The sequence below is a fragment of the Acinetobacter sp. TAC-1 genome, assembly GCF_029025845.1.
Taxonomy (GTDB): domain Bacteria; phylum Pseudomonadota; class Gammaproteobacteria; order Pseudomonadales; family Moraxellaceae; genus Acinetobacter; species Acinetobacter guillouiae.
The window spans coordinates 3,725,501-3,739,642 of sequence record NZ_CP118892.1 but is presented as its reverse complement, the minus strand read 5'-3'; the positions used below and the strand labels follow the sequence as shown (position 1 = coordinate 3,739,642).

At 36.9% G+C, this 14,142-nt stretch carries 12 protein-coding genes and 1 tRNA gene; 4 read left to right on the top strand and 9 right to left on the bottom strand.

Features of this window, described 5'->3' with window-relative positions:
• Positions 1-15: 15 nt before the first annotated feature.
• A complete protein-coding gene (locus tag PYV58_RS17515) occupies positions 16-1,026 on the bottom strand; it encodes a hypothetical protein (RefSeq protein ID WP_034616118.1) in 1,011 nt (336 codons plus the stop codon).
• Entirely contained in the window at positions 1,023-2,072 is a 1,050-nt protein-coding gene (locus tag PYV58_RS17510) for an alpha/beta hydrolase (RefSeq protein ID WP_034616120.1), read from the bottom strand. Before PYV58_RS17510 ends, PYV58_RS17515 begins: the two co-directional genes overlap by 4 nt.
• Before the next feature lie 323 nt (positions 2,073-2,395).
• Here PYV58_RS17510 and PYV58_RS17505 point away from each other — a divergent pair, with 323 nt between their 5' ends.
• Positions 2,396-3,010: a carbonic anhydrase gene (locus tag PYV58_RS17505; protein ID WP_004722639.1), complete on the top strand. Its 615-nt coding sequence runs from the start codon at positions 2,396-2,398 to the stop codon at positions 3,008-3,010.
• 63 nt (positions 3,011-3,073) lie between these two features.
• Here the strand turns inward: PYV58_RS17505 and PYV58_RS17500 are convergent, their stop codons facing one another.
• The 3 genes from PYV58_RS17500 to PYV58_RS17490 form a co-directional block, all read right to left on the bottom strand.
• Positions 3,074-4,561 (bottom strand): long-chain fatty acid transporter, encoded by a 1,488-nt coding sequence (locus PYV58_RS17500; RefSeq protein ID WP_034616124.1) that lies wholly within the window; start codon positions 4,559-4,561, stop codon positions 3,074-3,076.
• A gap of 598 nt (positions 4,562-5,159) precedes the next feature.
• A tRNA-Arg gene (locus PYV58_RS17495) sits at positions 5,160-5,232 on the bottom strand.
• Positions 5,233-5,304: 72 nt separating this feature from the next.
• The gene (locus tag PYV58_RS17490; RefSeq protein WP_034616126.1) at positions 5,305-6,675 is read right to left on the bottom strand and encodes an amino acid permease; all 1,371 of its coding nucleotides are present in this window, start codon (positions 6,673-6,675) and stop codon (positions 5,305-5,307) included.
• A 317-nt stretch (positions 6,676-6,992) separates the two neighbouring features.
• On the opposite strand from PYV58_RS17490, the gene prpF reads away from it, so the two are divergent.
• From prpF to PYV58_RS17475, 3 genes are all read left to right on the top strand, one after another.
• The gene (prpF, locus tag PYV58_RS17485; RefSeq protein ID WP_034616129.1) at positions 6,993-8,180 is read left to right on the top strand and encodes a 2-methylaconitate cis-trans isomerase PrpF; all 1,188 of its coding nucleotides are present in this window, start codon (positions 6,993-6,995) and stop codon (positions 8,178-8,180) included.
• 257 nt (positions 8,181-8,437) lie between these two features.
• A complete protein-coding gene (locus PYV58_RS17480; RefSeq protein WP_034616133.1) occupies positions 8,438-9,397 on the top strand; it encodes a diguanylate cyclase in 960 nt (319 codons plus the stop codon).
• Between the two features lie 148 nt (positions 9,398-9,545).
• Positions 9,546-10,457: a farnesyl diphosphate synthase gene (locus PYV58_RS17475; RefSeq protein WP_034616136.1), complete on the top strand. Its 912-nt coding sequence runs from the start codon at positions 9,546-9,548 to the stop codon at positions 10,455-10,457.
• Positions 10,458-10,978: 521 nt separating this feature from the next.
• Here the strand turns inward: PYV58_RS17475 and PYV58_RS17470 are convergent.
• The 4 genes from PYV58_RS17470 to PYV58_RS17455 all read right to left on the bottom strand — a co-directional run bounded on the left by PYV58_RS17470 (position 10,979) and on the right by PYV58_RS17455 (position 14,062).
• Positions 10,979-11,830, bottom strand: a complete 852-nt coding sequence (locus PYV58_RS17470; protein WP_004722624.1) for an SPFH domain-containing protein — start codon at positions 11,828-11,830, stop codon at positions 10,979-10,981.
• Positions 11,831-11,856: 26 nt separating this feature from the next.
• Positions 11,857-12,318 (bottom strand): NfeD family protein, encoded by a 462-nt coding sequence (locus PYV58_RS17465; protein ID WP_004819499.1) that lies wholly within the window; start codon positions 12,316-12,318, stop codon positions 11,857-11,859.
• A 138-nt stretch (positions 12,319-12,456) separates the two neighbouring features.
• Complete coding sequence (locus tag PYV58_RS17460; protein ID WP_004819500.1) at positions 12,457-13,374, bottom strand: patatin-like phospholipase family protein; 918 nt, start codon at positions 13,372-13,374, stop codon at positions 12,457-12,459.
• A gap of 61 nt (positions 13,375-13,435) precedes the next feature.
• Positions 13,436-14,062, bottom strand: coding sequence for a 1-acyl-sn-glycerol-3-phosphate acyltransferase (locus tag PYV58_RS17455; RefSeq protein ID WP_034616143.1), 627 nt, complete (start codon positions 14,060-14,062; stop codon positions 13,436-13,438).
• Positions 14,063-14,142 lie beyond the last annotated feature (80 nt).

Here is a 14,142-nt window from a genome sequence, read left to right as displayed (position 1 = left end):
TATGAAAAAGGCGCTTTATGCGCCTTTTTCAATATTGAGAATCTTTAAAGTGTCATCTGAATAATAAAATTTTTCCAGATAAATCCGTGCACGGTTTTTTAAGTGTTGAGAAGCAACCATCTGTTGAATAACAGGTTCAAGTAACTGTTGTAATTCATTTTGAATCAATGCTTCGTCAATGTTGATATCACTTAAAATTAAATCAAAAGTGCGTTCTTCATTACGTACATACCAAGTCAGTACACCATCATGCACTTGTTTTTTTAAATAATCTGTTTGGCGAATATGTTCCCATATTTCATGACCCATACCTACAGTTTTAGGTAGATCGTTAATTTCAACATAATTACGCAACACAGCAATCGGTATTTTTTTAATTTTATGCCATAAATTGGCTTGAAAATGATAAAGCTTATTGTCATCAAACTGTTGGTTAATGACTTGTTCACTCAATTGACTAATTTTAATAATATTTTTTTGCAGATAATGCTTAACTGTATCATCTAAATTCGTGTCGGTAACCGATTCTAAAACTGATTTTCCCATCTTCATAAAACGTCCCACACCGGGGACTTTTTTATTCATGACTGAATTATCAATATAGTCTTGAATAGAGTGATGGATCAGTTGGGTTAACATGCTTGAAAAGGCTGGATTATTGACAACACGTTTGATCAAGGCTTGGCGATGCCCCGATTTGCTTGCGACATATTGGGCGATTTTATCAATCGTGGTGACTGGAATGATATCTTCAATTAACGTTTCATTGTTACTTGGATGAATTAAAGCAAAACGAATATGTTCAGCGATTTGCTCAATGAGAAAGTTGTTCGCAGGTGTAGCTAAAATTTGCTTTGACAATAAATCATGAATTTGTGCAAAAGACCAAATTTGTTTTAAAGGCTGTTTTCTAAACCAGTGATAAAATTCAGTAAACTCAATTTTAATCGTATCAGCCTGTGAAAATTCTTGATCTAAAAAGCCAAGTTGGGCTTCGATCAATTGTTCAATAAGTTGATTTTTCATTTTTTGAACTCAATTTGTCCATGTGTTTGATCAGACAATGGGTTTTGCAAAGGTTGTACTTTGTTTAAAAAGCTTAAATAGTAATCCGCAACTCGTTCAGGTGCTTCAAGTAATGGCATGTGCCCAACACGTTGTAGAATAATTGGTGTTTCAGGGCGTTTTAATACCGATTTTAATTCATTTGCAACATCCGCATTTACAATCTGATCTTGTTCACCCCAAAGGATCAGGGTGGGTGCTTCAATGTTTTTTAACATCGTGGTAAAAGTTGAAGGGGTATAGAGTCGATTGAGTGCATCAATTTGATTGATGATTTTGGCTGTGTCTTGAGATTTAGCAATGAATAATTTTTCTTGTTCATCTTTAATCACACGGGCAGTAAAAGGCGGATTAAACATCACCTTTTTCATCACAAAATCTAAATCACCTTTTTGTGTGATTAATAATTGTTTGAGATAGATCGGATTTCTTAAATAATTGGTATTTGTTGATTTAAAAATACCCCCGGTGCTCATCAGAAATAAGCTTTTCGTATCAAATGGATACTGTGAGGCATAAAACATTGCGATGGTTCCACCTAATGAATGCCCTGCAATATTTAAATTATCTTGGATATGTGCAGCTTCAATAAAGCGTCTAAGTTGCTCAGTTACATTGGGTACAGATAAATCAAAATTGGCTGGAACCTGGGTACTTCCTGCTGAAGGCAAGTCTGGAATAATCACATGGTAATATGGGGTCAATGACTGCGCGATATCATTCCATGTATCACGGCTGCTGGCTAAACCATGAATCAGTAAAACAGTTGGCTTATCTTTAGAACCGCCTTCACTATAAGACCAAATAACATCACCCACACGCAATGTTTTAGACGTTAATCCTGCCCAAGCACGTTCTTCTTGTACAATTTTTAAATAATCCACATATTCTGGTGTGGCAGCAGTTGTATTGTTATGACTACCTAAAAACAATACACCGATCGCAGTCAAACTTAACAATATGCTGTTTAAAAAATGAAGAATTTTTTTATGGGCCAGTTCAGACATGCATAGGGTTCCGAGTAAAAGACTAGGCATTATATAAAGTAAAAATATTATTCATGATCATAATTTTTTCAACATTTGCCGATAAAGTCTTATTTGTAAGTTTTTTGCCATAGTTTCAGTGTTCAACTCAACTAATATAGAGATTATTTTGTATTTTAGTTAAACAATTTTAATTAAACTGTGAATTATATCTATGTATTTTTAAAAATTAGGCCCTTAACCGCTCCATAACAAAAATTGTAACAGAGTTTATTTTTAGTCAGTGACTTTCACATTTTGCGGCATTAAAATAATCACACTCTCCACACAATGGAACAAAGGACATGCTAACTGCTCAAGAAGCTTTAGAACGATTAAAACAGGGTAATGAACGTTTTGCACATGGTGAAACCAATCTGACTAAATTTTTGACGCATCAGCAACGATCTGAAATGATGGACAGCCAAGAGCCATTTGCCATTATTTTAGGTTGTTCAGACTCTCGTGTTCCAGCAGAAATGGTTTTTGACCAAGGTTTCGGTGATTTATTTGTGATTCGTGTTGCAGGTAATATTGTTGCGCCGTCGCAAGTGGGCAGTGTGGAATTTGCCGCAGATAGTTTTGGCTGTCCCTTGGTTGTCGTTTTAGGGCATAGCCATTGTGGTGCGATTCATTCAACGATTGAAGCGTTGAAGAACCCGAATACACCACCTTCTGCAAATCTTATGTCAATTGTAAACCGTGTTCGTCCTTCAGTTGAAATTTTAATGCAAACTGAGTTGAAAGATGACTTAGAAAAGCTATCAATGCATGCAGTAAAATCAAATGTTTTTGCTTCAGTTAATCAATTACGCCATGGTTCAGCCGTATTAGAAAACTTAATTGCCAAAGGTAAATTAAAAGTTGTTGGTGCTGAATATTCTTTGGAAACGGGCGAAGTTTCTTTTTATGATTTTTAATGTTTGAAATTGTCATCATAAAAAAATCCCACTTTAAGTGGGATTTTTTATCGGTATAGACTCTTAGAATCTATAACCAATTTTTAAACCATAAGCGATTGCATTGTTATCTTTAAACTCTGCAACATAAGTATCGCCACCTGATTGAGCACCTGTTTGTGCTTTTGCATCACCTAACCAGAAGTATTTAACACCACCAGCGATGAACGTTGCAGGCGTAGGGCTATATTGAACACCTAAGCCCACATTCCAATAACCTTCTGTAGGGCCTAAAGTTGAAACAGGGTTACCCGCACCAGAGTCCCAGCCTACTGCAACAGTTCCTGACCATAGGTCATTGATTTTACGACCAACACCCGCCGTCACTGTATATTGATCATCAGAATATTCAACTAAGTTAAAACCATTTGGACGGTTAACTAGACCACCGATTGCTTGAGAAACTTTACCAAATTTTAACGGTTGGATTGAGAAGTCTTTCCAATTTACCCAACGTAGGTTTGCAAAAGCAATGGTATTTGCCATGATCCCTGTTTGTAAATCGATGTTAACAGACTGTGGCGTTGTAATTGTCGTTTTACCGTTGGCAGCAGCAATTGCTTTTGCCGCAGCAGTACCAGTATCACCAAGTAATGCTAATGCACCAAGTGTAGGAATCGATTCATTGATATTTACATCATGATCAATTTCAGAACGATAAGTTACCGATGCTTTTAATGCAATATCTGGAATTTGATACGCAGCACCCGCTAACCAACCCACACCGCCAGTTTCTTTGATATTTGCATCATAGCCATTATATAAGCTATATGCTTGACCACGCAGACTAACATTCCCTTTAATGGTTTGGTAAACACCACCACCATAGAAGTTTAAGTTAGCAATGGGTTGAAAACCAAAAATCATTGAAATATTTTGGGTATCGACTTTAACTTTGGTGTTGCCCTTACCGAGTGTACTATTCGCTCCTGCAATACCTTGATCCACAGCTTGTGTTACACCATTTGTGATTAACGCCATTGCACCAGCATTTCCTCTAATTTGTGCTGCAATTTGATCAATTACTGCTTGAGGGGGTGTTGGGGAACCTGTTGCAGCAATTGCTTGCTGTGTAGCTCGGGTAACAACTTGCTCATTTACATTTTTAGTAATTGTAGTTGCACGAAGTGCGGTTAATCGATCTTGAGGTAATACAGTATCGTGATCAGATGAAACGAAAGCATTTTCACCAGAATATGCAGCATCTGCACCAAATGGTTTGTCATATAAAAGACCAAACGAAATTTGATCTGTTAGTTGTAATTTAATCGCTGCTGATGGAAAGTAATAATCATCTCCCATATCATTGATTTCACGATATGGTTTAGGCGTATCTCCCGCTTCTCGACCTTCAACAGTTGGGTCTAAAACTGAAATACCAGCTTCAAAATAATTATTAGGTTGAAGGAATGCCGAAATAGATTGGCCTGAGCGATCCATTGCTGCGGCAAAAACACCAGTCATTGGCAAACTTGCAGCAATTATCGCGATTGATAAATGTTTTAATTTCATTTTAATTTTTCCCTAATATAATAAAATGAATACTTTGAAGTACTTAAGTTTTGAATGAGAAATAATTTTGATACTTAAATATACAACTCAAAGTTACTTCTATTTACAAAATAACATATAAAAAATAAGAGTAAATACTCTAGGGTGTGAATTAGTGAAAAAAAAATGAACTATGTAGTTTAGTTTGCAGAGAGAGAATATAGAAAAAAATATAAAGATGAGATTATTTATAGAGATATTGAAAAAAATTAAACTGAAAATAATAAAATATAGATATTTGGGGATTTGATGGGCTGCACAAAATATAACCAGATGGTCAAAATAAAGCTGAGTTTATTCGGCAATATAAAGTGGTCAAGATTAAATCTTTGTAAAGACAGAAATTCATTTTTCACATTTTTAATTGTACGTTTGGTGCGACTTGAATTGCTGACTTATATGGTTGAAAAATAATAAAAATATTTTTATTTTAAATTGATTTTAGCGCAAATTAAATCTTAAAAATAAAAGTACTGTTTTTATAATAGGATATTGATTTGATAGCGAGTATTGCGTCCACCACCTTCCAATTTGATTATACATCCTTTTTCTTCAATTGTGCGCCCTGCGGGACTTGAACCCACGTCTGTCGCTTAGGAGGCAACTGCTCTATCCAGTTAAGCTAAGGGCACAATAAGCAAATAATTTACCGTATATGCATATGAAAAAAAAGCTATTATCGAAATAATAGCTTTGTGTTAGATTTATTTTTCTTCAGTCTTTATTTCATTTGGATTTAAAATATCAAACAGGACTAACATCAGGGTAATCCATACAGGAATCATCAATACAGACTCTTTAAATCCTTGATCCCACATGATATATAAAACGATACCAATAAAAATAATCACCACAAAATTACTAACAGGTGCCCAAAGTGCAGGGTACTTACTGGTTTGATTGGTCAAACGTAGAGCACGCTTAAACTTCAAATGCGTGAGTGTAATCATTAACCAGTTTAAAACTAAAGCACCAACCACCACATACATCAAATGACTTAAGGCATCTTCTGGTAAATAATAATTTAAAGGTACACAACCCAAAATTAAAAATGCAGAAAGTAATACGGATGGAATTGGTACACCGTGTTTATTGGTTTTGGTAAAAATTTTAGGTGCATTGCCTTGCTTTGCTAAACCATAAAGCATACGGCTATTGGCATACATCCCACTGTTATAAACAGATAATGCAGCAGTTAAGATAATAAAGTTAACCAGATGAGCTGCCCATGCAATCCCAATCATACTAAAGACCATAACGAATGGACTTTTATCTAAACCACCAAAATTTAACTGGTTCCAAGGCACCAAAGACAACAGAATAATCATTGAACCTACGTAAAAGATAAGGATACGTGGCACAACTTGATTAATCGCTTTAGGAATAGTTTTTTCTGGGTCTTTGGCTTCGGCCGCAGCCATACCAACTAATTCAATACCACCAAAACCAAACATAAGGAAAGCCAGCATATAGAATAAGCCGTCAAATCCATTTGGAAAAAAGCCACCATGAGACCATAAGTTTGAAAAAGCGATCCCTGAACTTACATCTGCGGTCAGAACCAAATAAATACCAAATACAATCATTGCAACAATAGCAGTGACTTTAATGATGGATAACCAAAATTCGGATTCACCGTAAAATTTCACATTTCCTAAGTTGACCAGTGTAATCACAACGAAGAAAAACAGTACAGACACCCAGTTTGGAATTTCAGGCCACCAATAATTGATGTATTTGCCGACCGCAGTTAATTCTGTCATTGCAACTAGGATGTACAGCATCCAATAGTTCCAACCGGTTAAAAAACCAGGAAATTTACCCCAATATTTATTGGCAAAATGGCTAAAAGAACCGGCAACGGGTTCATGTACAATCATTTCCCCAAGCTGACGCATAATTAAAAAAACGATCAAACCACCAATGGCATAACCCAAAATAATGGATGGCCCAGCTTTTTCGATCACATGTGCTGAACCTAAGAATAATCCTGTACCAATTGCACCGCCCATGGCAATCAATTGGATATGACGATTCTTAAGTCCACGCTGTAATTGTGTAGACTCGTTGCTCAATGTGTACAACTCTATTTATGCGAATTTAATTATTGTAATAGATTGGTTACTTTTAGCCTAGTATGCGATAGATGTATGGAAAGGAACTGAGAAGTCAAAAATAAATATATTGAATTTTTTTATTCATTTTCAATGGAATAAGGTTAATTGTAAATTTTCAAAGCAAACTAAATCTGTTTAATATTTAAGCTTTATGCCAAGATTTATTTAAGACTTAAGTCAATCTGACAGTATTTTACTTAAAAAAAGGGTAGTATAAAACTGAATGAAGATTCATTATTTGAGACAACAAAGAGAATTGAAAGGAATACGATAAAATGAGCGCTGCACCACAAATCAAAATCCCAGCAACGTATATGCGTGGTGGTACCAGTAAAGGTGTCTTCTTTAAACTCGATGATTTGCCTGAACGTGCACAAATAGCGGGGCAATCCCGCGATCAGTTATTACTCCGTGTGATTGGTAGTCCAGATCCATATGGAAAACAGATTGATGGGATGGGCGGGGCGACTTCAAGTACCAGTAAAACAGTTATTTTAGCCAAGAGTTCACAAGCAAATCATGATGTTGATTATCTGTTTGGGCAAGTGTCTATTGATAAAGCATTTGTAGATTGGAGTGGCAACTGCGGTAATTTAACCGCTGCTGTCGGTTCATTTGCAATCAGTAATGGTTTGGTTGCAGCTGATCGGATTCCAGAAAATGGTATTTGTACAGTTCGTATTTGGCAAGCCAATATTCATAAAACAATTATTGCCCATGTGCCTATTACTCAGGGACAAGTTCAAGAAACGGGTGATTTTGAATTGGATGGTGTCACTTTTCCAGCGGCAGAAGTTCAAATTGAATTTTTAGATCCTGCTGATGACGGGGAGGATGGTGGAGCAATGTTCCCTACGGGAAATGTTGTAGACAGCTTAGAGGTTCCTGAAATTGGTACATTTCAAGCAACTTTGATCAATGCAGGTATTCCTACAATTTTCTTAAATGCCGAAGAGCTTGGATACAACGGAACTGAATTACAAGACGATATTAACAGTGATGTAGCAGCATTAGCGCGCTTTGAAAAAATCCGTGCTTATGGTGCGGTAAAAATGGGCTTAATCCAAGACATCAATGAAGCGGCTAATCGTCAACATACCCCAAAAGTGGCATTTGTATCCAAACCTAAAAGCTATACCTCTTCTAGTGGTAAACAGGTGAGTGAAATCGATACAGATTTATTGGTGCGTGCATTATCGATGGGTAAATTACATCATGCCATGATGGGAACAGCTGCGGTTGCGATTGGAACAGCTGCAGCAATTCCAAATACCTTGGTGAATTTGGCTGCCGGAGGCGGTGAACGGGAAGCAGTACGCTTTGGACATCCTTCTGGAACACTTCGCGTGGGTGCACAAGCTCTAAATGAAAAAGGGCAATGGGTTGTTAAGAAAGCCATCATGAGTCGTAGTGCACGCGTATTGATGGAGGGTTGGGTTCGAGTGCCAGCAGATAGTTTTTAATCGTTTTTATCTGCTTTCAAATAGCATTTAAGTGATTTGATCGTTGAAATTTTTAGAACCTTGCATCTGCAAGGTTTATTTTTTGTGATTTACATCAATAAAAGTACTAATTTTGTATTGTGTGTGGCAAAATAGTTACAGTATTTTATCATACTTACTTTATGTGATAGCAATTCTGATGATTTGCTGTTGTAAAAAATTAATACATTAAATGCTGATTTCAATAGATTAAAAATTTATTGGCTTCGAGGTGGCGTATGGAACAAGAGTCTAAAAAACTACGAGATAGCCTTGAAGACATCAAAGTTTTTGAATATTTACAAGATATTGATAAATTGCATCTGGTTTCTTTTATTTCACAAATTCCTTTACCCATCGCTTTATTTGATCAGGAAGCGCGGTTTTTAGGGGTAAATCAAAAATTTGCTGATATTTATGAAAGTGATGCATTGTACTTGTTTGATAAGTTACTCAATACATTTTCGACCGTTGTTTATGCACATTTTAATGAGGCAATGCGTTATTTCTCAAAAAATAAAAATTATTTTGAACAAGAATTCTACGTCAAAGGAAAATTTTATCTTTCTTATTTTAAAGCAATACGTAACCAATATGATGAGATTGAAACAGTGGTAGTCGTATGTTCGGATATAACGCGTTTGAAGCGCCGTGAAAATGTACTTTTGCAAAATAATAAAAAATTGCACGATCATCTCTATTTAGATTTTGTCACAGGCTTACAGAATGCTTTTGCTTTTGAGCATTATTTAGATAAAGTCTGGCAAAAAAGTCGTGACTCGCATTTGTCTTTTCTTAAAATTGATTTGGATAATTTTAAACGATTTAATCAACTCAATAGTTATACTGCAGGTGATGAGGTTCTAATACAGCTCGGTTCTGTATTAAATGAAGCGATTGCTCAAACTGAAGAAGCAGAAATTTTTCGCTTAAATTCAGCAAGCTTTGTTATTGTGATTGAACATCTGACCGAGTGGGCGGTGGTGACACTTGCAGAACGGCTTAAATTTGCAGTTACCAATGAAAAGATATTGTTTGGTAGTAATAATGAATATCTTACGGCATCTATCGGAATCTATCATTTAGATCCACACAATCAGCCAACTGAGGTGGATGTCTTACAAAAATTAGAGTTTGCAGTACGTTCTGCCAAAGAAAAAGGCCGAAACTCACTGTTTTTATTAAAAAATGAAATATAGATGCCTTGCGCTTATTCAAATGATTGCATTGGAATTAAAGGATGAGAATTATAGTGACTCATAGTAGAATGTTCTGACTCACCCAATTTACCAATGTATCTAAAACTACTGATTTTAGTTTTAGCGATTCGTACAAACCGAGGCAGATGTGACTTCTATTCCCAATGTTAATGCAGAAATTTTAAAACGAGCGCAAGTGCAAATTCAGCAAGATTTACAAGCTGCTTTAGATGCTTTTTCATTGCCAGAGCCATTAAAATCTGCAGTGCATCATACGGTGATGTTAGGTGGAAAACGAGTTAGACCTGCTTTAAGTTATGCAACTGCACAATTAAAACAAAATAATCCGAATTTTGCAGCCGTGCGTAGAGCTGCGGTTGCGATTGAGTTTATTCATTGCTATTCATTGGCACATGATGACTTGCCATGTATGGACAATGACTTGTTACGTCGCGGACAGCCAACCTGCCATGTGGCTTTTGGTGAAGACACAGCGCTATTAGCTGGTGATATTTTGCAATCGATGGCATTTGAGGTATTAGGAAGCCGTCTATTTGATCAAGGTCAAGCTGTTGAACAGGGTATTATTCTTAAACAAATGCAAATCTTAGCCACAGCAAGTTCAAAAATGGTATGTGGTCAAGTTTTAGATTTACAGGCTGAAGGCAAACATGTTGATCAAGCACAGTTAGAAAATATCCATCGCAATAAAACAGGGGCTTTAATCCAAGCTGCAATTATGCTGTCTGCCGTGACAGTTTTTTCAGGCAAAGATCAAGCCATTCCACAATTGCGTCAATATGGTCAAGCGATTGGTTTAGCATTTCAAGTACAAGATGATATTTTAGATGTGGTGTCTGACACTGAATCTTTGGGCAAAACTGCGGGCAAAGATCAACAAGTAGATAAGTCGACCTATCCTGCCTTAATGGGCTTAGAAAATGCCAAAATTTATGCGCAACAATTACATGACCAGGCATTTAAAGCTTTAGCGTATTTTGGCGAGGATGCACAGGAATTGAATCAAATTTCGCAATTTTTGTTGGCAAGAAAAAGCTAATTTAATTGAGATCAAATATTTTTTTCATGATGGATGTCACTGAGTCAATTTCTGTCTCGGGAATATAAATTTCAACATCACTGGAATTATTCCATCTGAACGAATTAACCAACAGCTTTAGGGTTAATCGTCCGTTTTCAAATGAATATTCGATGTCTCTGGTTTTAAATCCATATATTTGATCAGTATACTCAATGTAAATACTGCTTGGACACGCGAGTTCATCCCGACATAGGGTTATATATCTCGGTGGGTCATCCTCGAACCAAAAGGTAATAGAGCAAAGTCCATCATCTTCAAACTCTTCATCTTTTTGTATTTTATATAATTTCATTTTAATATCGATCTTTAAATCTCGAATGCAGATGCAAAGAGAGGATTTTTAGTAGCGTGAAATTTAACTATAGATGACGGAAAAAAAGGATCAATTGTTCAGCCTTAAAACTTAAGCGGCATTTTTAAAAATAAAAAATAGGCAACCCATCGGCTGCCTATTTTTGAACGTTTTTAAAATTGCTAAATTAGTTTCTACCCATCACACCGCGAATAGTATTCATAATATCTGCTGGGAGCACAACAGTTTTGGCATTATTTGATTTGGCCATGTCTTGCATTGCTTTGACATATTGCTCACCGAGTAAGTAGGCAACAGGGATTTCTTTATCACCCACAGCAGAGGTCACCATTTCAATGGCACGCTGTGAAGATTCAGCCAATACAACCTGAGCTTCCGCATCACGGCGAGAGGCTTCTAAACGCCCATCCGCTTCTAAAATAGCGGCCTGTTTTTCACCATCTGCTTTAGTCACAGTTGCACGACGTTGACGTTCCGCAGCAGCTTGGGCTTCCATCGCTGATTGCATGGTGTGTGATGGTTGAATATCTTGAATTTCCACGGTTTTTAGTGTGATACCCCAATCTGAGATATCATCAGAAATCGCCGCTTTTAATTTCGCTTTGATATGATCACGTGATGACAATGCATCATCTAGATCCATTTCACCGACGATTGAACGGAGTGAAGTTTGCACCAAATTTTGAATTGCCCAAGTGTAGTTTTCAATACCATACACCGCTTTTTCTGGTGTGGTTAAATTGATATAAGCCACAGCATTCATCACCAATACCGCGTTATCACGGGTGATGACTTCTTGTGATGGGATATCTAAAACAATATCTTTGGTGGTGACTTTATAAGCCACTTCATCCACATAAGGAATGACGAAGTTTAAACCCGGACTTAGTGTGGTGTGATATTTACCTAAACGTTGTACGATCCATTTATAACCCTGAGGAACAATACGCACGCCTTTGAAAATGGTCACAGCCACAAACAGAAATAAGACTAAAACAACAATAGAACCAAAACCCATTTAATTTTCCTCTTTATTCTTCATTATTAAGATGATGAATGTAGTTGTACCACTAAATCATTACCTAAAATATCAGTCACACGTACACGGTCACCTACTTGTACAGGCGATAAAGTACGGCAATTCCATTCATCAGAACCCAAAACAGGCATTGGAAAACGAACACGAATTTGATCATGGCTAAGCCCAATTTGAATGACCATACCCGTTTGACCAATGGTTGCTTCACGAGAAAGCCCAGCTTTGGTTTTATCTACAGATAGAGGTTTAATGAATTTAAACCACGCCACAGTACAAATGATGGATAAGATAATCCAGCATACGACTTGCAGGGTGAAACTCATACTTGGAAATAACCACAATAAAATACTGACCACAACTGCAGCGATACCAAACCATAAAGCAGCAAACGCTGGTAACACGAGTTCAGATAGAATCAGCAATATGCCAAGTACAAACCAATGCCACGGTTCAAAAATAAAGTTCATACATCTACTCTAGTGATTATCATTGATATAGATGACGGATCATCTATATCAATGTAGCAGATCATTTAAGTGATGCATATAAAAACGTGATTATTCTCGTTTTCAACCATGCTTGATGATATGAGCCCTATTGCGCTATTAAAATTTTGCTCGCGGCGCAGGTTTTAATGCAGCAGGTGTTTTCTTAAAGTTATTGATTGCAGTTTGAATGGCGATGATTTTGCCTTGGGCTGCTTTTTCACCTTCTAAAATTGCTTGGTTACTGGACTTAAGATCAAGCGTGCCTAAGTGACCAACTTTAGGTTGAATCACGATATTGGCCTGAGCCAACTCATTGTTAATACTTTGTTGTCCCATGATATTAATGGTTTGATCCAATAAGCCCCACATATTCATCGGTTGGCTACCACTTGGACGTGCAGAAATATCGACCGCAATCACGATATCTGCCCCCATATCACGTGCAGTTTGGACCGGAATTGGACTAACTAAACCGCCATCAACATATTTGGTATTGCCAATGGTTGCGGGAACAAAAACATTGGGAATACTGCAAGAAGCACGAACTGCTTGGCCTGCATTCCCTTTAATAAATTCTGCTTTTTTGCCATTGTCTAAGCGTGTAGCAACTGCTGCAAAACGGATTGGAAATTGTTCAATCGGTTTATTGGCAACATTACGATTGACATAATCTTGTAGTTTTTGACCAAGAACAATACCTTGGCTATTTAAGGTTAAATCACGCAAATCAGATTCTTTCAATTGCTGTGCAATTTGCTGCATTTGATAGGGTGTTTTACCGCTGGCATAGATACTGCCGACAAAACTTCCAGCACTGGTTCCAGTCACAATTTTAGGTTTGATCCCATGAGATTCTAAAACCTTGAGCACACCAATATGAGCGAAACCTTTTGCACCGCCGCCACCTAAAGCAATCGCAATAACAGGCTCACGTGCTTTAATTGCCGTGGTCTGAGTTGGTGTTTTGGTGGTTTTGTCACAGCCAACAAGGGCTAGACCCAATAAGCCTATAAAACCGAGTTGTTTAAAACGCATGGGGGTATTACTTTTGATCAAAATATATGTTGCACATCTGAACAGATTGTCTCTGTTTTTTCTAGCCATTTTTCAATAGTTTTTGTAAAGGAATCGATAATAATTTAGGTCTTTTAGGTGAAAAGTTACCTTTAAAACGCGATAAAATTTCTGCTAAATCTTGCTCATAATCTCCAGTAGGTTGCAATGTACCCAAACAGTGAATTCGCTTTTTCTCGTAATCGAGCGAAAAAATTGCAATCGGTATATTGGCGCCCATTGCAATATGATAAAAACCACTTTTAATTTTTTCCGCTTTTTTCCGGGTACCTTCAGGTGCGATTGCAATCCAAATTTTATCTTGTTGTTGTATAACCTTAACAATCTGTTGAGTGAGTCCATGCGGTGAATCACGATGCACAGGAATCACGCCAATCCATTCAAAAAGTGCTTTGAGTGGTGGTTTAAACAAGCTATCTTTGCCAAAAATTGTGACTTTAACACCAATACCTAACATGGCGAGGAAAGCATATAAACCATCATAATTTGAAGTGTGTGGTGCAATAAATACCACTGCTTTGGGTAAGTTGGGAAATTCACCTTCAAATCCCCAGCCTTGAACTAAGTAAAGGTTTTTAAAGATGTTACGACTGGTGCTTGTACCACGTTGGGGTACTTGATCTGGTATGATCGGAAAGTTTTGTGACATTGTGTTTTTATATGACTGCTCTTGTATTGATTTTAGTTTTTTGCTTAATAGTAACTATCTGCAAAATGCAAATATTACAA